This is a genomic window from Nocardia sp. NPDC004068 (assembly GCF_042874315.1).
Lineage (GTDB): Bacteria > Actinomycetota > Actinomycetes > Mycobacteriales > Mycobacteriaceae > Nocardia.
The window spans coordinates 301301-327715 of sequence record NZ_JBIAMW010000001.1 but is presented as its reverse complement, the minus strand read 5'-3'; the positions used below and the strand labels follow the sequence as shown (position 1 = coordinate 327715).

The following is a 26415-nucleotide window of genomic DNA, read 5'->3' as shown; positions in this document are numbered from 1 at the left end:
CTGGTCCGGACTTGAAGCAGCAGCCGCCCCGAACCTCCGAAGGCCGCACCGCACAATCGGACTCGGCCGTACCAGGACCGTAGGGCCGCCGTCGCTCGCCGCTCGGACGACGATGACCGGGAACGATCGAGGCCCGAGGCGACGATCCGGTGACCACTCGACATCGACCCGGACCGCCATCGTGGTTCCATGACCGACGATCTGCTCACCGCCCCTGTCACCGGTACCCCCCTGCCGGTCGATCGGTTCCGGGTCCACCGCACCGCCCGCACCGTCGACGTCGATCGCGTGCTGGACGTCCTCGACGGACGACTCGCCGCCTACCTGGTTTCCGAATACGTCAGTGCCGCCGACTGTTCCGTGCTCACCGCGAACTTCGCGAACTCGACCGACCGGATCCCCCGTTACGGCGAGGGCGCCGACGGCGTGGAGGCATACGTCCTCGGCGCATCCCACATCGAGAAGACCACGGACCAATACCTGGACCAAGCGGCGGCCACCGCCCCCGCCATGCGGGCCCTCTACACCGGCGTCCACGACCCGGTATCCCGGTTGCGCGAGCTGCTCCTGGCCAGCGGGGCGCTCACCGGCCGTCCCGCAGAGCACGACGGGCGCCGTGCGGGGGATTCGAAGGCCGTGTGCTGGAACAACATCGGCGAGTACCTCCTCCTTCCCCACGACGACCTCGCCCAACTCAGTGATCCCCTGCAAGCGGGTTTCGAGATTCAAACCGTTCGCCGGGTACTGGCCATCAACGTCTACCCCCACGTACCCGGGGCGGGCGGGGCCCTCCGAATCTGGAATGTCGCCCCGGACCACGCCACCCGTGCCCGACTGGGCCTGACGCACAGCGGCTATCCCTATCCGCCGGAACTCCTCACCGCCCACCCCGCCCTCGACATCCCTGTGCATACCGGGGACCTCTGTCTGATCAATGGGAACCTCATCCATGCCGTTTTGGGCGGCGATGATCGGGACCGGGGGCGTCTCCTTTTGACCTGCTTCAGTGGTGTGTCGGATCAGGGGGAGTTCTTGTGGTGGACTTGATCATCGAATCATTCTGATGCACACGGGCGTTCGCCGTTCGGTGTGGCAAGACGAACTGCCGCGACCGGCAAGGCTACTCTCGGCCTCAGTTGTTGAAGGCGAATCACTCTGACGGACAGTGTGATTCGCGGTCCGTTCCATCGGACCGCATTCGTGAAGGACGCGACCAGCTGCCCGGTTCCACCAAACGAATTCCCGTAATGGACAAGGCCATTCGGGACGTCGTTCGATCAGGGCGGACCGCCACGGCGGATGGGACCGCCCGAAAGGCCCACCAACGAGGGCGATCGGTGACCTTACGGCGAGGAGCGCCTCACTGTTCTCGTGGGCGTGAACCTGGTCGAGCTCGTTCGGCGATTGCTGGGTAGGAGATGTGCGTCAGCGGCTCGGCCGACGAAGACGCATCGCTCCGGTGACGGCTCTCAGCGTTGGTCCTCGAGGTCGGCGAGCAGGGCCGTCACCTCCTCGTCGCTCAGGGCGGCGACCTCCCCGTGCACTTGGACGACCGTATCCAGATGGCCGGGGGCCGGTTCGTGTGCGCGCAGGAGGTCGGCGAGTTCGGCGATGGTGGGGGCGGCGAGCGCCACGCGTGTCGGCAGCTCCATCGCGAACTGCTCGCGCAGCCGCACGGTCAGCTGGGTGGCCAGCAGCGAATGTCCGCCCAGGGCAAGGAAATTCGCGTGGATGTTCGGTTCGGTTCCCGGCAGGCCGAGCATGTCGTACCAGAGTTCGGCGAGCCGGGCTTCCAGACCGTCACGCGGCGGTTCCGAACGCGTGACCGCGGGTTCCGGCAACCGGGCCCGATCGATCTTGCCGTGCGGGGTGAGCGGGAAACGCTCGATCGCGACGACCAGGACGGGCACCATCGCAGCCGGTAGGACAGCGGCGAGGCGGGCCAGCAGGGCTGTCGCGTCGAAGCTCGCGGGCTCGGCCGGGATCACATACGCGATCAACTGGTCCGTCCCGTTCGGCGCCGGGCGGACGATGGCCGTGGCATCGGCCACCGCCGCGTCCTCGCGCACGGCGGCCACCACCTCCCCCAACTCGATCCGGACCCCGCGCAATGAGATTTGGTCGTCGCGTCGCCCGTGGAAGTCGAACTCCCCGTCGGGCCGAACACTCACCATGTCGCCCGTGCGGTAGAGACGTCGCCCTCCGCCCGCCGGGTCCGCCACGAACCGTTCCGCCGTCCGCCCGGGACCGCCGAGGTAACCGCGCGCCAAACCGTCTCCCCCGAGCCAGAGTTCACCCGGGGTTCCCACCAGAACCGGCCGCAGACGATCGTCGAGGACCACGGCCCGTACCCCCTCGATCGGCCTCCCGATCGACGGCAGCCCCGGCCCACCGGGCGATACCTCCCCCGCCGTCGCCACCACCGTATTCTCGGTCGGCCCATAATGATTCACCACCGCGAACGGTGTCCCCGCCGTAGGCGCCGCGGTCAGCGCGTCACCCCCGACGAGAAGCGCCCGCGCACCGATCTCACGGTGCCTCGAATCCCGCAGCACCTCCTGCGCCAGCGGCGTCGGCAGAAAGGTCACGGTGATCCGCCGTTCGGCCAACCAAGCGGTCAGACGATCCGGCACACCACGCACCCCCTCGGGCGGCAGATGCAGCCCGGCCCCGGCAACCAGCACCGGCCAGATCTCCCACACCGAGGCGTCGAATCCGAGAGCGGCCACCTGCGCACACCGATCGCTGCGCGTAAGGCCGTAACGCGCGATATGCCAGTCCACCAGATGCGACAGCCCACGATGCGGAACCACCACGCCCTTCGGCGCACCGGTCGATCCCGACGTGTAGATGACGTAGGCCGAATTGTCCGGCCGAACCCCACCCTCCGGACACCCTTCGTCCTGCGCCGCAATGACTTCGGCGTCGCGATCCAAATCCACCACGACCGTCCCCGGCAGCGCCCGGTCCCCCGCCGTCACGACCACCCGCGGCCGGGCATCGGACACGATATGACGCAACCGCTCCGCCGGATAGCCGGGATCCAGCGGAAGATACGCCCCACCCGCCCGCAGCACCGCCAGCAGAGCCACGATCAAACGAGGCTCCCTGGGCAACCAAACTCCCACAACGACTTCCGGCCCAACCCCCCGAGCCCGCAGCAATCGCGCAAGACGATCGGCCCACCGATCGAGCTCCCGATAACACAACACACCACCCATCCAGGCCACAGCCGTCGCCCCCGGCTGCTCAGCGGCCCGCATGGCGACACGATCACTCACCGCCGAGAAACCCGGCGCATCAACGTCTTTCGCGACGCTCATCGAATCACCGCCCTGACTCGTCTACCCAACACGGCCGCCCCGACCAGGACCGACCCGCAAGTTGAATCCCGCCCAGCCCGACAGCGACATCGGACCCTCGCACCGCCGCGAAAACCGGCAGGGTCGCCAGTGCGCGTGGGGTTTTCGCGTCCACCTCGCCGATAGCAGGCAGCCGGGTGGAGATCGCCGCCGCGCTCATGAGTTCGTGGGTTGGTCGGTGGGGGCGCGGTGGAGGAGGGGGCGGCCGCGATGGAGGAAGCCGAGCATGGCCGGGACCGGGCTGACGATGCGGGGGCGGGCGTCGAGCAGGTCGCGGCGGCGGTCTCGGACGGTCGGGAGTTTGGTCCAATGGGTGGCCGGGCTCAGGTGGTGTTCCTGGTGGTAGCCGTCGTTGAAGGTGAGGCGGTTGTAGACGCGGCCGTAGTGGCTGACCGAGTCCGCGCCGCGGTGTGAGGGATCCGCGCCGTAGTGACGGTAATAGTTCTGGACGTTGACCAGAGCCAATGCCGCGAAGAAGGCCGGTAGATAACAGAACAGGGTCCACTGCCACGACAACACGGCGAACCCGACCAGCGACAGGCAATGCGCGGCGCGGTCGGCCCGCACCTGCCGCAGTTCCCGGCTACGGCGTGGCTCTCGATTCGACGCCAGCGCAAGCAGATTCGCGTCCGCAGCCCCGAGTCGCCACAACCGGACCACACCGATCAACTCCCGGCCCCGGCCGAGCAGCGAGTCCAGCGCGCCGAGCAGCACATACCGCGGCAACGGTGTGTGGTCGCCGTCGCGTCCGTCGCGGTAGGTGGAGGATTTGTCCTTGGTGGTGCCGTCCGCCCCGACGGGATCATTGTTGTACCGGTGATGATTGCGGACATGGGTCAGGTGATACGCCTGCACCGACTGCCCGATGGCGATCGAATTCAGCACCGACGCAATGGCATTGAGCCTGCCCGAGACGAACCATGGCACATGGGTGAACAGATGCGACACCACGATGATGTTGTAGGTCATCATCGCCGTGACCACGAGGAAACCGGACCCGCGGACGACCGGTCCGGTGCCGGACCAGGTCAGCGCCGCGGCGATCATGACCGCCAGCTGCGACAGACTGATCCCGAGCAGCACGGCGTCCTTGGGCGAATGCGCCCAGATACGCGGTGACATCAACCCACCTCCGTCATCGACGCGCCCATCCCGGCGGCGAACTGTTCGAACAGAACCGTTGGGGCGCTGAGGAATTCGTAATGAGCGCCGGGCAGCACCGTGGAGCTGAACCGGTCCGGGGTCGCGTACTCGCGCCAGCCCGTCATCTGCTCGGGCCGGATCTCCCGGTCGTCCGCCCAGCCGATCGCGACCACCCGGCCGGGCAGCCGGACCGGCTCGTCGAGGCGATAGCGCTGATTGGCGGTGACGTCGGCGCGCAGCACCCGCAGACTCAGCGCGAGGATGTCCGGCTGCGGCTCGCCACCGAGAGACCGGGTGAGTTCGGCCAGTTCGACGGCCAGTTCGTCGTCGGTCATCCGCAGGAAGCGCCCGAAGGGCCCCTCGTGCGGAGCCACCTGCGAGGAGACGAACAAACAGTCCGGCCCCCGCGCGCCCAGCCGCAGCGCGGTGGCGAAGGCCGCCAGCGCGCCGCCGCAGTGCCCGAAGAATCCGAACGGCCGATCCAGCCACGGCTCCAGATCCGGGACCAGCAGTTCCGCCAGGTCCTCGTAACGACCGAAATGCGGGTCGCGCATGCGGTTCTCGCGGCCCGGCGGCTGGATCAGGCAGATCTCGACCTCCCCGACGCGGCGCGGCCAGCGCCGGTACATCGACGCGCCCAGGCCGGAGTAGGGGAAGCAGAACAGCCGCGCGGCGGCGTCGGGGCTCGGTGGGCGCAGCAGGCCGCCGCGTCGACGCGGCGCCGGTCGGGCAGTGGTCATCGCTCACCTCCATGGTCGCGCGCGGTCATACCGGGATCGGTCCGTCCTCGGAGCGCGCTCGATCGAGCAGTCGCTCGGCGTCCGGAAACAGCTTGGCTCGCACCGGGAGTCGTTTGATCCCGGCGGTGAAGGTCGAGGCGAGATGCTCGATCGGCCCGGCGATCTCGAATTCCTCGACGGCGGCGGTGATCTCGTCGAACAGCAGCCGCAGCGCGATGCGGGCCAGCGGCGCGCCGATGCAGTAGTGCGGCCCGTATCCGAACGCGACGTGTTGATTCGGGTTGCGGCTCAGATCGAATCGATAGGGTTCGGCGAAGACGCGGTCGTCCCGGTTCGCCGACCCCAGCCACGCCACCACCGCCTCCCCCGCGGCGATCGGCTCCCCGGAGAGTTTGGTGTCGGCGACGGCGTAGCGCATGAAGTGGTTGGCCGGGGACGCCCACCGCAGCCCCTCCTCCACGGCGGTCGGCGTCATCGATCGGTCCGCGGTCCAGCGCCGGTACTCGTCCGGGTTCTCGACGCAGGCCAGCACGGTGGCCGCCACCGCGTGCGGTGTGGTCACATTCGCGCCGAGCAGCAGGCTGTAGCAGTTGTAGACGAGTTCGTCGTGACGCAGGGCGCGGCCGTCGGCTCGCATGCGCACGAGGAATCCGAGCAGATCGTCACCCGGATCCTGTCGTCGCCCGCGCACCTGCGCGGAGAAGTAGGCGAACAGTTCGTGATGCGCCGCCGCCAAGGCCCCGTCACCGTCACGGAAGTCGGGATCCTCGGGGGCGATGGCCATGGTGGTCAGCCGGGTCAGCCGCGGCCAGTCGGATTCGGGAAGGCCCATCAATCCGCCGGTGAACATGATCGGGAACTCCGCCCCGGCCGCCGCGAGGTCCCACGGCTCGCCGTCCAGCAGCGGCGCGAGCATGCGCTGCACGATGCGCCGGATTCGCGGTGTGCCGGAGCGTAATTCGCGGGCCGAGAGGACCTTCGCCATGGGTGTGCGCAGCGCGGTGTGCACGGGCGGGTCGCTGGCGGCCATCATCTTGCCGCCCGCGGGGTCGGTGCCGCCGAGGATGGACAGCAGCGTGCCGCGTTCGGAGGTGAAGCGCGTGTGGTCGCGCAGCACGGCCCGCACGTCCTGATATCGGGTCACCGAACGGAATTCCCGCCCGTCGGGCAGGACCTGGCGGTGCACCGGGGCATCGCGACGCATCTGCGCCCACACCGGATGCGGGTCGCCGGTGGCGTACCAGTTCGGGTCGAAGAAGTCGATCGACGCCAGATCGATATCGGGCGTATCCGGCTGCGGCACAGTGATTCTCATCGGCTCGCCCGCCCTTCGTCGACGAGCGTCGCCAGGTGGGCGACGGTCGGATCGGCGTAGAAGTCGGCGGTCGACACCACGAAGCCGTAGCGGGCGCCGATCTCGGCGGTGATCCGGGTGGCCATCAGGGAGTGCCCGCCGAGTTCGAAGAAGTCGTCCTCGACCCCGACCTGCCGCACCTGCATCAGATCCGCCCACAGTCCGGCGAGGAAGGTCTCGGTCTCGGTGCCCGGCGGCCGATAGTCGGTGCTGAGCTCGGGACGTTCCGGCAGGGTGAGCGTCGCCAGTCGGGCGCGGTCGACCTTGCCGTTGGCGGTGAGTGGCAGTTCCTCGAGCCGATGGAACACCGCCGGAATCATGTACTGCGGCACCAGCTCCGCGAGATGCTCGCGCAACTCCGCGGAGGTGAGTGTGATCTCGCCCAGGTAGAACGCGACCGGCACACGCCCGTCCGGCCGCTCCTGCGCGACCACGGCGGCGTCGAGGATCTCCGGATGCCGACGCAACGCCGCCTCGATCTCCGCGGGCTCGACCCGGAACCCGCGGATCTTCACCTGATCGTCCACCCGGCCGTGGAATTCCAGCACCCCGTTCCGAAGCGCGGCGAGATCGCCGGTGCGGTACAGACGCCCACCGGGCACACGCGGGTCGGGGCGGAACTGCCGCGCGGTCCGGACCGGATCGTTGTGGTAGCCGAAGGCCAAACCCGCTCCCGCGGCCCACAATTCGCCGATTTCCCCGTCGGGCACGGGGTTCAGGTCGGCGTCGAGCAGATGCACCGTCGTGCCGTCGATCGGCCGCCCGATCGGAACTCGATCCGTGCCCAGCGGCGCGGTCATGCGGTGGCAGGTGGTGAAGGTGGTGTTCTCGGTCGGGCCGTAACCGTTGATGACGGTCAGGCCGGGCAGTTCGGTCAGGGCGCGGTCGACGTGCGCGGCGGACAGGACGTCGCCGCCCGCCACGAGATACCGCAGCCCGCGCAGTCTTCCGATCCCGGCCTCGACCGTGGCGTGGAACAGGCCCGCGGTCAACCACAGCACGCTCACCCCCTGCCGTCCCACCAGATCGGCGAGCAGCGCCGGGGTCGGGTCGCCGGGCGGCGGCACCACCAGCCGGGCACCGTTGAGCAGCGGCCCCCAGATCTCGAATGTGGAGGCGTCGAAGGCGACGGGCGCCAATTGGGCGAACACCTCGCCGGAATCGAGCGGCAGCGCCCGTTGATCGCGCACCAGCCGCAGCACCGCCCGATGCGGAACGCACACCCCCTTCGGCCTTCCGGTCGAACCGGAGGTGTACGCGAAATACGCTGTGCTGCCACGGGTTTCGGGTTCCGACACGCCCGCGTCCGGTTCCTCGGACAGTTCCCGAACCAGTTCGGGCGTGAGAACGACCTTCGCCCCGGCGTCGGCGAGGATCGTGGCCCGGCCCGTCTCGGGCTGATACGGATCCAGCGCGAGATACCCGCCGCCCGCTTCGAGCACCGCCAGCAGCGCCACCACCAGATCCGCGGAGCGGGGTAGCGCCACCCCGACCGGGTCGTCCGGCCGCACACCGAGCGCCCGCAACCTGCTCGCCAGGCGGCTCGCGGCGGCGTCCAACTGGGCGTAGGTGAGGTCGCCGTCGGGCGCGCTGAGCGCGATCCGGTCCGGGTGGTCGGCGACACCGCATTTGAACACGCTGGTGATCGTGTCGGCGAGATCCGTGCGCACGAGGTCTCCTTTCTCAGCCGCGGGGGCGGGAGCCGGTGGGGACGGGTGGGCGGGGCCGCTCGGCGAGCAGCGTCCAGATCGCGGTCGCGGCGGCGAGCGGACGGGACACCGAACCAGGTTCGGCCGCGTAGACCGCGGTGCCGACCGTGCGGGTGCGGCCCTGCTCCCGGCGCAGCGCGGCGACCACGATGTGCGGACGGCCCGCCTCGACGGGACCGGTGATCTCCGCGGCCATGCGGGTGAGCACGGCCGGCGCGGCGGCGGGATCGCGCACCCAGCCACCCGGGCAGTCCAGTGCACTCCAGATCAACTCGGCGGACACCGGCCGCCCCGGCGCACCGGGCGGAACCCATTGGCACGCGGTGGTATTCGGCCTTTCCGGCACCGGGCCGGGAGCCAGCCGCAGACCGGAGCCGTCCGGGCGGTCGTGGCCGCAGACGAAACAGGTCGGGAACGGGTGCGCGCGAGGGGCGAAGGCCCGCGTCGCCGCGGCGGCGGTGGTCGCGTCGACGGGAGGCGGCGGATCCAGCAGCGCACTCGAGGCGGCGGGCGCGGGGGCGGCGGTGGCGATCAGCGCGTCGTCGGCGTGCACGAGCCAGCCGCGCCCGCCGCCGGTCAGGGTCATCGGGGTGTTCAACGGCGGGGGCCGCAGCAACGTGACCGTCACGGGCGCGGTCGATTCCGTGGCCCGGGCGAAGGTCGCGCAGGCGTAACCGCCGTGCGCGGAATTCGGGGGGCCGTTGAAGGCGGTGTCGATGACGACCTCGCGTGGCGTCGTCATCGCGAGGCTCCGCCGGGCACGCGTTCGATCTCCGCCGTGGTGGCTCGTGCCGCGACGGGGCCGGTCGGGAACGGTCGAACGATCATGTGCCGATTCTGTAAGCCGGGCCCGTCACCGCAGTGGCACCGATGCACCGGCCCGAAAACCGCGATCGTCCTGTTCAGTTCGCCGGAGGACGAGTGACCACGGGTTCCCCACGGACCCCGGCGATACCGGTGTGCCCGCGCCCGGCCGCGGCACGGGCTCCCGTACCCAACCCTTGATCCCCCCGCCCAGCACCGGCGTGCGCAGTGCCGTCACCGAAAACGTCGCGGCCCCGACACACCAGCGGCTCGTCAGGCCCTTCGCACACCATGGGCACGAGCCAACGACTACCTGGGAGATTCGAGATGTCGCTACCCTCGTTCGCGCGGATCGTCATCATCGGCGGCGGTGTCATCGGGACCAGCATCGCCTACCATCTCGCGGCCGCCGGTGTCTCCGACGTGGTGCTGCTCGAGCGCGGCGAACTCGGGTCGGGGTCGACCTGTAAGGCGGCCGGTGGGGTGCGCACCCAGTTCTCGGACACGGTCAACATCCAGATCGCGGCCCGAAGTATGGCCGCCTACAGCAGATTCCATCTCGACCACGGCCAGGAGATCGACCTGCGGACCGTCGGCTACCTGTTCCTGCTGTCCCGGCCCGACGACGTGACGGCCTTCGAACAGAATGTGGCGCTCCAGAATTCGCTCGGCATCCCGACCCGGATGGTCGACCCCGACGAGGCCAAGCGACTCTCGCCCCTGATCGACACCGAAGGGCTGTTGGCGGCGGCCTATTCGCCGCAGGACGGGCACTGCACGCCGGAGTCGGTGGTGCTGGGCTACGCGACCGCCGCCCGCCGCCGCGGCGCGCGGCTGTTCACCCGCTGCACCGTCACCGGAATTCAGCTGGCGGGCGGGGAGATTCGCGCCGTCGACACCGATCGGGGCAGCATCGCGACGAACACGGTGATCTGCGCCGCGGGCGCGTGGTCGGCCGCCGTCGGCGAGATGGTGGGCGTCGACCTGCCGGTGCTGCCCTATCGTCGGCAGATCATCTTCACCGGCCCGGTCGACGCCACGATCCCGGCGCCGTTCACCATCGACTTCGCCACCGCCTACTACTTCCGCCGGGAGGGCCGCGGCCTGTTGATCGGCATGTCCGATCCCGATGTGCGGCCGGGCTTCTCCACCACCCCGACCGACGACTGGCTGCCCCGGCTGACCGCCGCCGTGCGGGAACGCACACCCGGCCTGATGGATGTCGGCCTGTCCGGCGGCTGGGCGGGGCTGTACGAGGTGACGCCGGACCACAACGCGCTCATCGGCGAGTCCACCACCGTGAGCCGATTCCTCTACGCCGCGGGGTTTTCCGGGCACGGCTTCATGCAGGCGCCGGCGGTGGGCGAGGTGGTGTCCGATCTGGTGCTGGGATGCGAGCCCTGCATCGATATCGGTTCGCTGCACGCGGACCGGTTCCGCGGCGAGGTGCCCCGCACCGAATTCGCCTACGTCTGACCGAGACTCGAGAGCGAGGACGATATGACCGACACCAGCGGCGTCTTCTCCGCGGTGGTCAACGCCGAGGAACAGTACTCGATCTGGTGGGCCGACCGCCCGCTTCCCGAAGGATGGTTCGACACGGGCGTCTCGGGCACCGAACAGGAATGCCTGGACCACATCGGCCGGGTGTGGACGGATCTGCGGCCGAAGAGCCTGCGCGTCCCCGGCCGGGCCGAGTGATCCGATGACCCTGCCACCCGAGGCCGCCGCCGCGCGGCGCACCCTGCTGCTGGCCCGATTGCGCGAACGGGCGGGCATCGCCGCACCGGACGCGATTCCGCGAGCCGACCGCACCGCCCCGCTGCCGATGTCGTATGCGCAACAACGATTGTGGGTGCTCGACCGGCTGCTGCCGCGCAAGGAGGTCTACAACGCGCCGATGGCCTACCGCATCCGCGGCCGCCTCGACATCGACGCGGTGCGGCACGCGTTCACCCTGCTCGTCGCCCGGCACGAGATCCTGCGGACCACCCTGGGCATGGCCGGGGCCGAGCCGGTGCAGGTGATCGGCGCGCCGACCCCGTTCCCCCTCACGGTCCACCGGTTCACCGAGGCCGGGCACACGTGGGAGTCGAGCGAGAGCTGGGCGCGCGAGCTGGCGCGCCACGAGGCGCGGCGTCCCTTCGAGCTGGAACGGGATGCGCCGCTGCGTGTTTCGGTAGTGGAGCTGGGCGCGGAGGACCACGTGCTGTTGTTGACGATGCATCACATCGTCACCGACAGCTGGTCGCTGTCGATCATCTACCGGGAGGTGCGCGTCGCCTACGACGCCTACCGGCGCGGCGTCGAGCCGGAGTTGCCGGAGCCGCCGATCCAGTACGCCGACTTCGCGGCGTGGCAGCGGTCCGCCTCGGCCCGTGAGCAATGGCGGCCCGATCTCGACTACTGGGTCGAGAAGCTCTCCGGCATACCGCAATTGGTGACGCTGCCGCCGGACCGTCCCCGCCCGGTGGTGCCCCGGTTCGAGGGCGCCGAGCACATGTTCACCGTGCCCGCCGATGTGGCGGCCGGGTTGCGGGAGCTCGCCCGCGCCGAGCGGGCGACGCTGTTCATGGTGTTGGTCGCGGCGCTGTCGGTCCAGTTGTCCCGCTATACCGGCGAGGACGATGTGGTGCTGGGTTCACCGGTCGCCGGGCGGGATCGGGTGGAGCTCGAGGCGCTGGTCGGGTTCTTCGTCAACGACATCGTGCTGCGCACGGATCTGAGCGGCGAGCCCACCTTCCGGGAGGCGGTGCGGCGGGCGCGGGATACGGCGCTGGCGGCGTTCGATCATCAGCGCGCACCGTTCGACGTTCTGGTGGACCGGCTGCAACCGACGCGTCAGCTGAGCACCCATCCGCTGCACCAGATCAGCTTCCAGGTGGTGTCGCGGTTCAACAACAGCGCACCCGAGCTCGAGCTGGCCGCGGTCGAAGGGGCGGGCGCCGAGGAGGTCTTCACATTGCCCGGCGTGACCAGCACGCCGTTCCCTACCGGCACCGGCACCAGCAAATTCGACCTGGCGATGGCGATCGCCGAAGGGCCCGACGGTTTCGTGGGCCGCGTCGAGTACACGACCGAGCTGTACGACGCCTCGACCATCGAACGGTTCGCCGACGGCTTCGTGACGCTGCTGCGGTCGGCCGCCCACCGCCCGGACACCCCGATCGCCGCGCTGCCGCTGCTCAGCGCCGACGAGCAACACCGAATCCTGGTGGCCCACAACGATACCGATCGACCCGTCGAACCGATCTGCCTGCACGAGCTGTTCGCCGCCCAGGCCCGCCGCACGCCCGACCACCCGGCGGTGATCGCCACCGATGGATCGCTGACCTACCGCCGCCTCGACGAGCACGCCAACGCCCTCGCCCACCGCCTGCGGGCACTGGGCGCGGGTCCCGAACACATTGTCGCGATCTGCGCGCAACGGTCGGCTCCGGCGATCGTCGCCATGATCGGTGTTCTGAAAAGCGGTGCGGCGCTGACCATTCTCGATCCCGCCCAGCCGCCGTCCCGCCTGCGCGAACTATTGGACGCTACCGGCGCCCGGGCGTTGATCGCGCTGAGCGACGCCGCGTCCGAGCTGGCGGGCCGGGTGGGTGTGCCGGTGCTCGAACTCGATCGGGAACTGACCGTGCTGGCCGACGGTCCGATCACCGCGCCGGTCACGAATGTCCGCCCGGACAATCTCGCCCACGCCGTCTTCACCTCCGGCTCCACGGGCACGCCCAAGTGCATCGTCACCCCGCACCGCGGTCCGGCCAACCTGTTGGCCTGCGATCAGCACGAGTATCGGCTCGGCGCGGGCGACCGGCTGTTGCAGAAGGCCCCATTCACCTTCGACGCCTCCATGTGGGAGGTGTTGTGGCCGTTGACATCCGGGGCCACCGTGGTGGTGGCGCCGCCCGGGGATCAGCGCGATCCGAAGGAATTGGCGCGACTGATGCGAGCCGAGCGGGTCACGATCGCGCATTTCGTGCCCGCCATGTTGCGCGCGTTCCTGGCCGAACCGGAGGCCGCCGCCTGCGACGAGCTGCGGATGGTGCACTGCGGCGGCGAGGCGATCACCCCCGATCTGGTGAACCGCTTCCACGAGGTGTTCCCGCGAGCGGAGTTGCACAACCAGTACGGCCCGGCGGAGGTGTCCGGGCAGACCAATTTCCATCGGCTCGTACCGGGGCTGGACCGGATTCCGCTGGGACGGCCCACCTGGAATACCCGGCTCTACGTGCTCGACGCCGGGTTGCAGCCCGTGCCGACCGGCGTGGTCGGCGAATTGTATGTCGCGGGTGTGCAATTGGCGCGCGGCTATCTCGGCCGGGTGCGGCTGACCGCGGATCGATTCGTCGCCTGCCCGTTCGGCCCGGCGGGCGCGCGCATGTATCGCACCGGGGATCTGGTGCGGCAATGGCCCGATGGGAATCTGGAGTTCGTGGGGCGCAGCGATTTCCAGGTCAAGGTGCGCGGCTTCCGGATCGAACCGGGCGAGATCGAGGCGCAGCTGCGCACCCATCCCGCGGTCCGGGCCGCGGTGGTCGTGGCGCGCGCGGACCACACCGGCGCCAAACGCCTGATCGGCTATGTCGCGGCGGGCGACGCCGAGCCACGCGCACTGTCGGAGTCGTTGCGCGGGCACCTGTCCGAGCGGGTGCCGGAGTACATGGTGCCCAGCGTGTTCGTGGTGCTCGACGAGTTGCCGCTCAACGCCAACGGCAAGGTCGATCAGCGGGCGCTGCCCGACCCTCCGGCTCCACGCGGCGGCGATCGTACCCCGCCGCGCACCGCCGCCGAGCGGCTGCTCGCGGAGGTGTGGTGCGCGGTTCTCGGGGTGGCCGAGATCGGTGTGCACGACAATTTCTTCGCGCTCGGTGGTGATTCGCTGCGGGCGATCGAGGTGGCCACCCGCGCCGAACGGGCCGGAGTTCGGCTGTCTCCCAATCAGTTGTTCCGCTATCAGACCGTCGCCGAACTGGCGGCGGGCGCCACCGAGACACCCGCGCTCACCGTCGCCGAACAGGGCGAGCTCACCGGCCCGGTGCCCCTGACTCCGATCCAGGCCGACTTCCTGAATGCCGGTGATCCCGAGACGGATTGGGTCTCCCAATACGTGGTGCTGCGAATTGATGAGGATCTGCCGGACGCTGTCGTCGATGCCGCCCTGGATCGGCTGGTCGCCCATCACGATCTGCTGCGGGCGCGCTTCGTCCGATCGGACGGGCAATGGCGGCAAACCATCGCCCCGCACCGGCCGAGCGCCCGTCTCGAAGTTCTCTCCGCCGCAACCGAATCGGAGGCGATCGAGCGCGCCCACGCACGGTTCGACCTGAGCGATGGCAGGGCTTTGAACGCCGTGCGGGCGGGCGAGATTCTCGTAGTGGCCGTGCACCACCTGTGCGTCGACGCCGTGTCCTGGCAAGTGCTGCTCGAGGATCTGAACCGACTGTGCCGTGACTCGGCTTCGCCGGTGGGCCTGCCCGCCAAGACGTCGTCCTACCGAGACTGGGCGGTACGGCTACGGGAGTACGCCCGGACCACCGAGCCTGACGACGACCTTCCCCGCTGGCGCGCGATGCTGGAGGGGCCGGTCGCGCCCCTGCCGCGCGACCGCGATGACGCGGTCGCACCGGGTCGGCGCGGTGCCATGCGGATCGTCGAATCCGAGCTGAGTGCCGAGCACACTCGAAGGCTCTCGGCGGCACTGCCGGTCGCCTTCCGGGCCGGACTCGTCGACGCCGTGCTGACCGCGCTGCTGATGGCCCTGCGGGATTGGACGGGCGCGACCCGGCAGGTGATCGATCTCGAGGGACACGGCCGCGACGCGATGTTCTCGGATCTGGACCTCACCCGTACCGTCGGCTGGTTCACCAGCGTGCATCCCCTCGGCGTCACCCTCGCGGCGGCCGACCCCGCGGACTGCCTCGTCGCGGTGAAGGAAGCGATGCGCGCGCTACCCGACCACCGGGCAGGATTCGGCGTCCTGCGGCACCTGCGGACGACCGATCCGTTCGCCGACCTGCCGACGCCCCAGGTTCAGCTCAACTATCTGGGACGCACCGACACGGCCGGAACCGGGAACGCGGTCGTCGTCCCGATCGGCGCCCCGCTGCGCGCGGCCGCCGCCCCCGACCGGCCGCTCCCCTACCCCTTGGAGGTGGTCGCACAACTGCGGGACGGGCGGCTGCGTTTCGACTTCTGCTACGACAGCACCGCATTCGAGTGCGCCACGATCGAGAAGGTCGGCGCGGCAACGATATCGGCGCTGGAAGCCTTGACCGAGGTCGCCGAACGACCGGAGTCCGGCCGCCGTATCGCCGCCGACTACCCCCTGTCCGGGCTGTCCACCGCCGAGCTGGCTCGCGAGTTCGGCTCCGGTCGGGGAATCGAGGACGTCTACCCCCTGACCCCGGTGCAGGAGGGCATCCTGTTCCACAGCCTGGTCTCCGGGCCGGCCATGTACACCACCCGAATGTCTTGGGAGATAGGCGAACTCGATCCCGACGCTTTCACCGCCGCCTGGCGGGAGGCGGCGCGGCGGCACCCGGTGCTGCGCACGCGATTGTTGTGGGCGACGGTCGATCGTCCGCTTCAGGTCGTGGACGAACGCATCGCACCGGAGGTGACACGGCTGGATTGGTCCACTCATCCCGTCGCAGAGCACGCCGCCCGTCTCGACCGACTGCTCGCGACCGCGCGAACCCGGGGCTTCGATCTCGCGGCGGAAGCGGCGCTGCGCATCACCCTGATCCGCCTGACGTCCTCGACGTGGCGAGTCCTCATGGAGTCGCATCACATTCTCCTGGACGGCTGGAGCAGCGCGATGCTCATCGAGGACGTCCTGGCGCTGTACCGGGCGGAACGCGACGGCATCGTCGTGGAACTGCCTGCCCGCCAACGGTTCCGCGACTACGTCGCCTGGCACATCCACCGTCCCACTGGACCCGACCGAGCCTTCTGGACCGGATACCTGTCCGGCTTCACCACGCCCACCCCACTGCCCTTGGCGTCCGTCGCCGACAGCGTTCGCCCCACGGATCGACGCGCGAAGAACGGTCGATCGGACGGCGATCCCGTACACCGGCTGACCCAGGTGCCGCTGCCGGACGGGTTCGGTTCAGCGCTGGACCGATTCGTTCGCGAGGCCCGGCTGACCCGGAACACGGTGTGCCAGGCGGGCTGGGGGCTGGTCCTGAGCGCGTACAGCGGCCACGACGATGTCGTCTTCGGGGCCACCAGCTCGGGCCGTTCCGGGGTGCCCGGTATCGAGACGATGATCGGAACCGTCATCAACACCTTGCCGGTGCGGATCCGCCTCGACGGAGACATTCCGATCCGGGAGTGGCTGCGACAGACGCAGCGCGAGCGAGCCCACATGCCCTCGGAGCACACACCTTTGGGCGAGGTGGCTCGGTACAGCGCCGTCCGGCGGGGAACCTCGTTGTTCGACAGTGTCCTGGTGTTCGAGAACTTTCCCGTCGACGACACCGTGCGGGCAGCGATGGGTGGACTGACGCCGGAGGCATTGCGGGCCGACGATTCGAACAACTACCCACTCACCCTCATCGTCGAGGACGGCGAGCGGCCCTGGGCCCAGCTCATGTACGACACCGGTCGATTCACCGAGGCCGCCATCGCTCGGATCGGCCGCGCCTACGCCGCCGCCGTCACCGCGCTCGTCGATCCCGGCACGCCCGGCCTCGGCGCCGCGGTGGCCGCGATCCGGCTGGCGGGCGAATTCGGTGGCGGTTTCGCGACTTCCACACCGCCCGCATCGGGCCCGACTCACGAGGAGGTGAACGCGAGTCATGCTCGATGATCTGGCCGACGCGCTCGCCCACATCCTGCCCCAGATCCTCGCCGCCACGGGCGCGCCCGGCGTCGGGGTCGCACTGGCCACGCCGACCGAATTCCGTTCGCTCGCGGCCGGTTACGCGGATCTGGCGGCACTCACGCCCATGACGGCCGACAGCTCGGGCCCCGCGGGCTCGCTCAGCAAGCCGCTCCTGGGTATCGCGCTCATGCAGCTCGCCGAGGCGGGCTGTATCGACGTCGACGCACCGATCAACGACTTCCTGCCCAGCGGATTGCGACCCCCGGACCCGGAGCCGATCTCGGCGGCCATGCTCGCCTCGCACCAGGGCGGCTATCGAACCGACTTCATCGACGCCACCCTCACCCACCCTGGGCCGTTCGCCGACCACTTCGCGCGACGGCTCGCGATCGGCGCCACCCCCGAATACGGCGGCGTGTCACCGCTGCGCGGCACCCCCGGCACCTACGCGTATTCCAGCCTGGGCATGTCCCTGATCGGTTGCGCTGTCGAACATCTCAGCGGAACCCGGTACGACGAGTACGTCGACCGCCACATCCTGCGCCCGCTCGGCATGACCGACTCGGCTCTTCCCGCGGGGAACAGCGCACCCGGACGTTGGGACGAGTTGCGCGCGGGCGCGAACCGGGCCGTCGGATACATGGGCTTCGGCCCATGGTGCGTCCCCACCCCCGAATTGCACAGCGCCACATACCCCGCTGCCGGACTGGTCACCTCACCGGCCGACTACGCGCGGCTGCTCCAATCGCTGCTGCGCAGCGCCAAGGGCGACGGCATCCTCTCCCCCACGAGCCTCGCGCAGATGCTGCAACCCCGAATCAGCCGCAGCAGTCCCGTCACCCCCGACACCTGGGCCGGAATCGCCCTCGAACTGGGGAGCCCGCAACGCCTCGGCGAACGCTACTGGTGGGGCCATTCCGCGGCCTACCCCTGGGGCTCGTGGTGGGACGCCCGCGTCTACCCGCACCGCGACCTGATCGTGGTGGCGATGACCAACAAATGGGACATGATGCAGCTGCACAACCCCGCCGACCGCAACGCCGCCGGAATCGTCGCGGGCTGGGCGGGCCGCTGGGCGGTCGAAGGCATCCCCCCGCGCCTGGCCCGCGCCGCCCAACGCTCGAAACTCGCTGCTCCCCAACACACATCGATCCACCAGACCACCGCCCAAACCCCCACCCGCGAGGCATCCGCCTGGATGGGCGCCTTGGCCGCCGAACGCGTCTACGGCACCCTGGGCGTCACCGACCGCTGGGACGAGGCCACCACAGAAGCCATGGCCCGAGCAACCCGCCCCGCCGACGGCTCCACCCCACCCGGCCCCGACGTAGCAGCCTTCACCACAGCCGTAGACCAGATATCAGCCTTGGCCCCCGACCCCGACTCCCTCCGCGCCCACGCCACGCGCCAAGGCCCCGCCGCCGCCCTCTGGGCCCTCGAATGTGGCAACACCACACCCGAATTCCCCATCCCGGTCGAGTTTCTGGCCGTCCCCCACCCGTGAGGAATCAGCGGCGTGATCCGTAGCGGCGGACATGCCGAACCATCGCCATGAGAATCCGGTTGTGAAATCGCGGGACCCGCGAAGTGCCTCGTCGGCCGCCTCCAGGTTGTCGCGGGTGACTGTCTCCTCGAGGTTGCTGCAGCCCGCGCCGGTGAACTTGCCGGTGTCGACGTCGATGACGGTCATGGCGTCGGTGTGGTCGATGACCAGGTGCCTGGCAGGCTCTGGGATCCGGTAGGGCTCCTTGCTCTCGAGCACGACGTAAGGGACATCGCAGCGAGGGCGAGCTGGACAGACGAGAACGGCGTTGCGCTTCTTGCCCGCAGGTCAGCACCGTCTTCAAAGGTCGGACCGAACGCGCCTTCTGAATGTGGTTGCGCCTCAACAGCTATGGCAGCGGAAAGTACGGCTCCGACGCTCGAAGACGTCATCGTGTCCTGATGTACCGCTGTCGTTGACGCTTCCCGGCCGCGGGCACGAGTCATCCCGGATGGCTTGGTGGGCGGCTTCTTTGGCGGTGACGGTGGAGGCCGCCTATGGACTCGGCGTTGGTAGTTGGAGGGCCGGGTGGGCTGTCGCTGAATGGCGGTCGAGATACAGCGGTATCGGCTGCCCCAATTGCGTTGCGGCTCGAGGCACAGAGCAGAACCGCGGGCGTGGATCAGGTTTGGAGGGTGGTGTCGGTGGAGGTCAGGGTGCGGAGGTGTGGGGCGTAGAGGGTTACGGCGTGGGGGTGGAGCATGGTGCCGTGGGTGCAGGGGATGGGGTGGGTGGTGATTCGGCCGGTTATGTGGGGTTGCCAGGCTTGGGGGGTCAGGTGGGTGAAGGGGCCGTTCTGGGCTGTGATCACGGTGAGGTCGCCGTTGTAGCGGCGGGGGGTGTGGTGGTGGGCCAGGGCGACGTTGGCGTGGACGTTGTCGAGGATCGTGCGTAGCAGCCACTCCGGGGGGAGGGATTCGGCGGTGCCCTGGCGGGTAGCTATGGCGAGGATGTCGGTGTAGTCGAGGCGGGTCCCCGAGGGGAGGTCGATGTCCGCGTCGAGGAGGTAACCGTTGAGGACCAGCGCGGCGAGGTCGTCGTCGGAGGTCTCGGTGCGGTGTTCGGGTGGGACCACGTAGGAATCGAGGAGGGTCAGGGAGGTGACGGTGGCGCCGCGGGACTGGAGGACCACGGCCAGTTCGTGGGCCACCACGCCGCCGAAGGACCAGCCGAGGAGATGGTAGGCGTTGCCGGGATGCTCGGCCTGGATCAGATCGGCGTACCGTTCGGCCATGGCGCGCAACGACTTCGGGCGCGGGTCGTCGGCGTCGGGGACCTGCCGGATGCCGGTGATCGGACAGTCGAGATGGGGCGCCAAGGTGCGGTAGGACATCGACATGCCGCCGCCGGGGTGGACGCAGATCAGGGGTGTTCCGGTGCCGCCTCGGATCGTCTCCAACGGGGGAACGCGGGCGGGGCGGACGTCGCGTTGTACGAGGGCCGCGAGTTCGGCGACCGAGGACGCCTCGAACAGGACGCGGACCGCCAGGTCGGTGCCGAAGGCGTTCTGGACCGCGGCGACCACTCGCATGGCGAGCAGGGAGTTGCCGCCCAGGTCGAAGAAGGAGTCGTCGACGCCGACGCGTTCCAGACCGAGTACGCGAGCGTAGATTCCGGCCAGGACCTCCTCGGCGGGTGTGGAGGGCGACCGGTAGTCGTCCTGTCCGCGGTAGCTGGGTGCGGGCAGGGCCGCGCGGTCCAGCTTCCCGTTGGCGGTCAACGGGAATTCGTCGAGCACGACTATCGCGGTGGGCACCAAGTACTTCGGGAGGCGTCCGGTCAGGAAACGGATGGCCTGCGCGGCGAGCAGACTGCGCTCGGGCTTGCTCGCGAGCGGGCGCTCATCGTCGTCGCCGACGCGCAACACATCGGTCAAGCGCCGACCGTCGGCCAGTTCACGACGCGCGAAGACGGCCTCGAGGTACCCGGGCCACGACGACCAGGTGACGGCGGCCGAAAAGCCCTCTCTCGCGGCGATGTCGTGCAGATCCTCCGGCAGCAACCGATCGTCGGGGCGCTCCGACAGCGGCGGCAGGATCGCCTCCGCCCCCGCCTTCTCGACCGTCTCGTCCGGCCGACCGGACCAGATCGTCCGGGCCGCGGAGACTTCGTCGATCAGTCCCGCGTGCGGAATGTCGGTCACCCGCAGGAGTTCGGATGTTTCGGCCAATGCCGACCGCACCGCGCGCGCGTCCTCGAACCGCACGGCGGGAGCCGCCGCCAGCGACAATGGTTTCGACGGCTCGCGGGACAGGACGACGTCGTAGCGGTACCGCGTCAGCTCGTTGACCGACAGACCGCGCTTCACCTGAACGTCCACGGCGTCGAACCCGGCCACCGTCGTGAAGTAGCGGGGCGACAGCAGCAACTCGGGTTCGGCGGCGAGGGCACGGGATACGCGCTGCCGCAACGCATCCGAATCGCCGGGGCCACCGTTGGTCATCTCCGTCGCGGTGGTGAATTCGCGCAACAGGTCGAGGTTGCGGATGTCACCGAGAAACACCGCGCCCCCGGGGGTCAGCAGGCGCGCGGCTTGTTCGAGAACCCGGCGCAGATACCGTTCGCCCGGGAAGTACTGGACCACGGAATTCACGATGATGGTGTCGAAATACTCGGTGGGCAGATCATCGAGTCGGTCGGCGGCGCGGTGTTCGAGCCGGACTCGTGATGCCCAGTCCTCGCCTTCGATCTGGGCCCGCAGGCGGGCCACCACGACGGCGGAGAAGTCCGTCGCCCAGTATTCGGCGCTGTCGGGCGCGAGCGGCGCGAGGAGCAGACCGGAACCGACGCCGATCTCCAGAATCCGCCGCGGCCGCAAGGCCCGGATCCGGGCTACGGTGGCGTCGCGCCATTCCCGCATCTGCGCCACGTCGATCGGCGCGCCGGTGTAGCTGCTGTTCCAGCCGCTGAAGTCGGTACCCAATTTGCCTGCATCCGAGGGTGTTTCGGCCGAGGCGTCGAGATAGGCGCTCCCGGAGTACAGGTCGTCGTAGACGGTTCGCCACTGCTCGACGAGGTCGCCCTCGTCGGTGGTGGCGTCGGCCGCCGGATCGGCGATCACATAGCCGACCAACCGCCGGTCTCCCGGACGATCCGCACGCACGACGACGGCCGCGCGTTCGATTCCCGGATGGGCCAGCAACGCGGCCTCGACCTCACCCGGTTCGATGCGGTACCCGTTGACCTTCTCCTGCTGGTCCACCCGGCCCGCGTATTCCAGAAGGCCCAGCGGATTCCACCAGACCAGATCTCCGGTCCGGTACAGTCGGCCGCCCGGCGGACCGAAGGGATCGGGCACGAAACGGTCCGCGGTCAGACCACCCCTGTTCACGTACCCGCGCGCCACCCCGGGCCCGCCGATATGCAGTTCGCCGACCACCCCGTCGGGCACCGGGTCGCCGAAGCCGTCCAGTACGTACACACGGGTGTTGGGAATCGGGCGGCCGATGGGGATCGACCTGCACTCCAACAGCTCGTCGTTCACCGTCGCGGTGCAGCTGAATGTCGTGCATTCGGTGGGGCCGTATCCATTGATCAACCTCAGCCGGGGATGCGTTCGGCGGGCCTTGGCGATGTGTTCGCGCGATAAGGCTTCGCCGCCGACCAGCAGCTCCCGCAGCCCTGCCAGAACGGCGGGATCGGCGTCGACGATCGAGTTGAACAGTGCCGAGGTCAGCCACGCGGTGGTTATCTCGTTGCGCGCGAACAGCTCTCGCAGGCCCGCGACCGTGGGAATTCGTTCCCCGGACACGACCAGCCGTCCGCCGTGCAACAGCGGGCCCCAGATTTCGAAGGTGGTCGCGTCGAAGGTCAACGGCGCCGCGTGCAACATCACAGTGCCGGGGCCGAGGTCCGCGTAATCGGCGTTCCAGACCAGCCGAATGACGGACCGGTGTTCGACGGCGACGCCCTTCGGGGTTCCCGTCGATCCCGAGGTGTACATGACATAGGCCACCGCGCCGGGGTCGGTGTGGTCCGGAAGAGGTTGCGGCGCACTGTCTTCCGTTGTGTCGTCCAGCAGGATCCAGTCGACACCAGTGAGGCCCGGCCGCGCCGCGCGGGTCGAGACGACCGCGGTGACGCCGGTGTCGGCGAGCATGAATTCCAGTCGGGGCAGCGGGTATTCGGGGTCGAGCGGCAGATACCCGGCGCCGGATCGGAGCACGGCGAGGATGGCGACGATCGCCTCGAGACCTCGATCGAGGCAGACGCCGACCAACGCCCCGGGACCGATGCCCCGGGCGCGCAGCCGCCGGGCCACGACCTCGGACTCGCGGTCCAGTTCGGCGTAGGTACGGCTGTTCTCGCCGCACACGACGGCCACCGCGTGCGGGGTCCGAACGGCCTGCGCGCGAAAGAGCGAAATCAGGGTAGCGTTTTCGGGCAGCGGGGTCGCGGTGTCGTTACGGGTGGTGAGCGCGCGCTGTTCGGCTTCGGAGAGCCGGTTCAGTCGCGACAGGCGGATGTCGGGATCGGCAAGCACCGCGTCGAGGACCCGCAGGTAGCGATCGGCGATACGCTCGATCGTGGACCGCTCGAACAGATCTCGCGCGTAGACCAGCGCGCCGGTCAGGTGTAATCCGTGGTCGACGAAATGCAGTTCGAGGTCGAACCGGACGATATCGGTGTCCATCCCGAACGGTTCGGCCTGCGCGCCCGCCAGTCGGAGCTTCTCGCTGGGGGCGCTGAGCAGCTGGAAGATGACCTGCGTCAATGGGTTTCGGGCCAGGTCGCGGTGCGGCGCCAGCTCGTTGACCAGCTGTTCGAACGGCAGATCCTGGTGAGCGTAGGCGCCCAGGGCCACGGAGCGGGTGCGGGCGAGCAGTTGGGTGAAGGTCGGGTCGTCGCCGCAATCGGTGCGGATCACCAGGGTGTTGACGAAGAATCCGATCAGTTCCTCCACCTCGGCGCGGGCACGTCCCGCGATCGGCGTGCCGACGGCGATGTCGTCGGAATCGGTGTCGCGCGCCAGCAGTGCCTGGAAGACCGACAGCAGCGTCATGAACAGCGAGACCCGATTGGTCCGGCTCAGCAGGCGCAGTCGCTGGGTCACCTCGGCGGGAACCACGAAATGGTATGCGCCGCCGGCGAAGGTCGGCACGGCGGGACGGGCGTGATCGGTCGGCAGTTCCAATGCCGTCAACCCGGCCAGTTGGTCACGCCAGTAGTCCAGCTGTTCCCGCAGCGCCGCACCGGTCAGCCACTCGTGCTGCCACACCGCGAAATCCGCGTATTGGACGGGCAATTCGGGGAGGTCGGGTGGGGTGCCGGTCCGGCAGGATTCGTACAGGGCGTTCAAGTCGCGTAGCAGGACACCGGTGGACCAGCCGTCGGTCACGATGTGGTGCAGGGTGACCAGCAGGACGTGGTCGTCGGCGGCGAGCCGGACCAGGCACGCTCGCAGCAGCGGGCCCGTGGCCAGGTCGAAGGGGGTCCGTGCCTCTCGCAGCGCGTGTTCGGCCGCGGCGGTGACCGGATCGGGCGCGGCGGCGACGTCCACCACCGGCACGGGCATCGGGCCGGGCGATCCGATCACCTGCCGTGGTGCTCCCGCGTCGTCGGCGATGACGGTGCGCAGCACCTCGTGCCGGGCCACCAATTGTTCGAAGGCCCGCCGCAGTACGTCGGCGTCGACCGGGCCGGAGAGGCGGTAGGACATCGGCACGTTGTAGAACGGGCTGCCCGGCATCAGACGGTCCAGGAACCACAGCCGCTGCTGAGCGAACGACAGCGGCAGCGGCGCCGACCTGTCGACCGGCGTGATCGACTTTCCCGGCGTCATGGGGTGACCCGCTGCCCGGGAGCGGCACCGGCGTCGGTGCGGCGAGGCCGGATATCGGTCCACACCGTATCGATGTGGGACAGGCATTCAGGGCGGGTGCCGCGTGCGCCCGTCGCCCGCCAGCCGTCGGGCAGTGGGCGGGACGCGGGCCAGACCGAATACTGTCCGACGTCGTTGCGGACCACCAGATACTCGTCGAATCGGCTCATTGCCCGAACCCACCTGTCACCGTGGCACTCCCTTTCGGTCGATGCGGAACGGCCCGCGGGGGCCCGGAATCGATCGTGCGCCAGGCCGCCGTCACGCTCGAGACAGGACGATTGCCGACGTGTGCCCGGAAAGCCGAAGGCAGGGGACACATCCGCGCACCGCCGCGGAGCGAGTACGGGAACCGGCTCGAACCCGCGCTCGCGAATCGAGCCGAACGCCGAGCGCCGCGGGGTGAACTCGATCTCGCCGAACCGGATCCGTACTCGCCCCGCATCCGGCGGCCGGGACGCGGATGCGCTCGCGGTTCGCGAGAGAGATTGCGGCACAGCCGCAGACGTGGCATGCCAGGCCGGAGGCCGACAATCGAGACGCGATCACTGTGGCCGAGAACGGAGTTCGACTATGTCCGACCCATCCACCCCATCGGAGTCGACGCCGCCCGCGGACATCATCGCGGAATCCTGGCGGAAAACGCTCGGGGTGGCCGACGTCGGGGACGACGACGACTTCTTCGAACTGGGCGGCGATTCGATCATGGTCACCCGGATCGTGTCGTTCCTGCGCCGCGAATTGGGCGTCGAGGTCGACATGCTGCAGGTCTGGGACACGCCGATCTTCGGTGAATTCCGGGAGGCGGTCGAGGAGTTGCTGTCCCAGGAGACGGTCGGGTGAACGAGCAGACCGTGGCCGGGCGCCGTCCTGTCGAGTTGGACGCCGCATTCCTCGCCGATCCGTATCGGCTCTACGAGCGACTGCGCACCGAGGCGCCAGTCTGTGTCGCGGACATCCCCGGCGGCGAACGTCTCTGGTTGGTGACACGCTACGACGATGTGCGGGCGGCGCTGACCGACCCGGCGATCGCCAAGGACTCCGACGAGATCATGCGCATCGCCCGCGGGCGCGGCATCATCGACACGATGGGTGAGAGCCTGCGCACCCATATGCTCAACTCCGATCCGCCCGTGCACACGCGGCTGCGGCGGCTGGTCTCGACGGTGTTCACGCCGCGCGCCGTGGAACAGTTGCGCCCCCGCATCACCGAGATCGCGGACGAACTCGTCGCCGGTCTGGTCGGCCGGGACGAGGCCGACCTCCTCGCCGAATTCGCCTACCCGCTGCCGTTGACCGTGATCTGCGAACTGCTCGGCGTCGACACCGCCGACCGGGACGACTTCCGTCGCTGGAGCGCCGCGATCGTCGGCACCACCGGCGGCTTCCGGGAAATGCGCGCCGCCGCCAAAGCCATGCAGGCGTACCTGGTTTCGTCGGTGGCCCGCAAACGCGAACAGCCCACCGATGATCTGCTGGGTCGGCTGGTGCACGCCCGGGATGGTGACGACGCCCTCAGCGAACGCGAGCTGGTGTCGACGGCGTTCCTGCTGCTGTTCGCCGGGCACGAGACCACGGTCAACCTCATCGCCAGCGGCACCCTGGCGCTGCTGCGCAACCCGGAACAGCTCGCCGCGCTGCGCGCCGACCGGACGCTGTTGCCCGCCGCGATCGAGGAGTTCCTCCGCTACGAGAGTCCCGTCAACATCACCTCGACGCGATACACCAAGCAGGCCACGAGGATCGGCGGTGTCGACATCCCCGCGGGTGAATTCGTCGTCGTAGCCCTCACTTCAGCGAACCGCGACCCGGCCCGCTTCCCCGACCCCGACCGGGTCGACATCACTCGCCGACCGACCGGCCACGTCGCCTTCGGCCACGGCATGCACTACTGCCTCGGCGCACCGCTGGCCCGGCTGGAGGCGGAGATCGCCTTCGGCCGCCTCTTGGACACGTTCGACCACCTCGCCTTGGCGGTGGATCCGGATGAGCTCAGCTGGCGGCTCAGTGCCCATATCCGCGGCTTGTCCAGCCTTCCGGTTGCCCTGCGCGCCAACAACACTCCGTAAGCGCGCACCGGGAGCGAGATACCACCTTCGCGGCCATAACGC

Annotated in this window: 15 protein-coding genes and 1 pseudogene; 7 read left to right on the top strand and 9 right to left on the bottom strand. The window is 69.4% G+C overall.

Annotated features, from left to right (window positions below; all coding sequences use genetic code 11):
* The first annotated feature begins 189 nt into the window (after positions 1-189).
* Positions 190-1047 carry a hypothetical protein gene (locus ACFYTQ_RS01485; protein ID WP_387356114.1) on the top strand — a complete coding sequence of 286 codons (858 nt, stop codon included), beginning with the start codon at positions 190-192 and terminating at the stop codon, positions 1045-1047.
* A 422-nt stretch (positions 1048-1469) separates the two neighbouring features.
* Here the strand turns inward: ACFYTQ_RS01485 and ACFYTQ_RS01480 are convergent, their stop codons facing one another.
* From ACFYTQ_RS01480 to ACFYTQ_RS01455, 6 genes are all read right to left on the bottom strand, one after another.
* Positions 1470-3263: an amino acid adenylation domain-containing protein gene (locus tag ACFYTQ_RS01480; protein WP_387356977.1), complete on the bottom strand. Its 1794-nt coding sequence runs from the start codon at positions 3261-3263 to the stop codon at positions 1470-1472.
* A 255-nt stretch (positions 3264-3518) separates the two neighbouring features.
* Complete coding sequence (locus ACFYTQ_RS01475; RefSeq protein ID WP_387356112.1) at positions 3519-4484, bottom strand: fatty acid desaturase family protein; 966 nt, start codon at positions 4482-4484, stop codon at positions 3519-3521.
* Complete coding sequence (locus tag ACFYTQ_RS01470) at positions 4484-5245, bottom strand: thioesterase II family protein (RefSeq protein ID WP_387356110.1); 762 nt, start codon at positions 5243-5245, stop codon at positions 4484-4486. Before ACFYTQ_RS01470 ends, ACFYTQ_RS01475 begins: the two co-directional genes overlap by 1 nt.
* A gap of 25 nt (positions 5246-5270) precedes the next feature.
* Complete coding sequence (locus ACFYTQ_RS01465; protein ID WP_387356108.1) at positions 5271-6560, bottom strand: cytochrome P450; 1290 nt, start codon at positions 6558-6560, stop codon at positions 5271-5273.
* Positions 6557-8269 (bottom strand): amino acid adenylation domain-containing protein, encoded by a 1713-nt coding sequence (locus ACFYTQ_RS01460; protein ID WP_387356107.1) that lies wholly within the window; start codon positions 8267-8269, stop codon positions 6557-6559. The genes ACFYTQ_RS01465 and ACFYTQ_RS01460 overlap by 4 nt, the downstream gene beginning before the upstream one ends.
* A gap of 13 nt (positions 8270-8282) precedes the next feature.
* A complete protein-coding gene (locus ACFYTQ_RS01455; protein WP_387356105.1) occupies positions 8283-9050 on the bottom strand; it encodes a hypothetical protein in 768 nt (255 codons plus the stop codon).
* 389 nt (positions 9051-9439) lie between these two features.
* Between ACFYTQ_RS01455 and ACFYTQ_RS01450 the strand changes: the two genes are divergently transcribed.
* The 4 genes from ACFYTQ_RS01450 to ACFYTQ_RS01435 are packed head-to-tail and all read left to right on the top strand — an operon-like array spanning position 9440 to position 18444.
* Complete coding sequence (locus ACFYTQ_RS01450) at positions 9440-10588, top strand: NAD(P)/FAD-dependent oxidoreductase (RefSeq protein WP_387356103.1); 1149 nt, start codon at positions 9440-9442, stop codon at positions 10586-10588.
* A 24-nt stretch (positions 10589-10612) separates the two neighbouring features.
* Positions 10613-10813: an MbtH family protein gene (locus ACFYTQ_RS01445; RefSeq protein ID WP_387356101.1), complete on the top strand. Its 201-nt coding sequence runs from the start codon at positions 10613-10615 to the stop codon at positions 10811-10813.
* Positions 10814-10817: 4 nt separating this feature from the next.
* Positions 10818-16925: an amino acid adenylation domain-containing protein gene (locus ACFYTQ_RS01440; protein WP_387356099.1), complete on the top strand. Its 6108-nt coding sequence runs from the start codon at positions 10818-10820 to the stop codon at positions 16923-16925.
* Positions 16915-18444, top strand: a complete 1530-nt coding sequence (locus ACFYTQ_RS01435; RefSeq protein ID WP_387356097.1) for a serine hydrolase domain-containing protein — start codon at positions 16915-16917, stop codon at positions 18442-18444. Before ACFYTQ_RS01440 ends, ACFYTQ_RS01435 begins: the two co-directional genes overlap by 11 nt.
* 69 nt (positions 18445-18513) lie before the next feature.
* Here the strand turns inward: ACFYTQ_RS01435 and ACFYTQ_RS01430 are convergent.
* From ACFYTQ_RS01430 to ACFYTQ_RS01420, 3 genes and pseudogenes are all read right to left on the bottom strand, one after another.
* A pseudogene (locus tag ACFYTQ_RS01430) lies at positions 18514-18654 on the bottom strand (ribonuclease E/G); the annotation flags it as partial.
* A 451-nt stretch (positions 18655-19105) separates the two neighbouring features.
* Positions 19106-24265 carry an amino acid adenylation domain-containing protein gene (locus ACFYTQ_RS01425; protein WP_387356095.1) on the bottom strand — a complete coding sequence of 1720 codons (5160 nt, stop codon included), beginning with the start codon at positions 24263-24265 and terminating at the stop codon, positions 19106-19108.
* Positions 24262-24474 (bottom strand): MbtH family protein, encoded by a 213-nt coding sequence (locus tag ACFYTQ_RS01420; RefSeq protein WP_387356093.1) that lies wholly within the window; start codon positions 24472-24474, stop codon positions 24262-24264. Before ACFYTQ_RS01420 ends, ACFYTQ_RS01425 begins: the two co-directional genes overlap by 4 nt.
* Before the next feature lie 403 nt (positions 24475-24877).
* Here ACFYTQ_RS01420 and ACFYTQ_RS01415 point away from each other — a divergent pair, with 403 nt between their 5' ends.
* On the top strand, positions 24878-25147 hold the full coding sequence (locus ACFYTQ_RS01415; RefSeq protein WP_387356091.1) for a phosphopantetheine-binding protein: 270 nt from the start codon (positions 24878-24880) through the stop codon (positions 25145-25147).
* On the top strand, positions 25144-26373 hold the full coding sequence (locus tag ACFYTQ_RS01410) for a cytochrome P450 (protein ID WP_387356089.1): 1230 nt from the start codon (positions 25144-25146) through the stop codon (positions 26371-26373). Before ACFYTQ_RS01415 ends, ACFYTQ_RS01410 begins: the two co-directional genes overlap by 4 nt.
* Positions 26374-26415 lie beyond the last annotated feature (42 nt).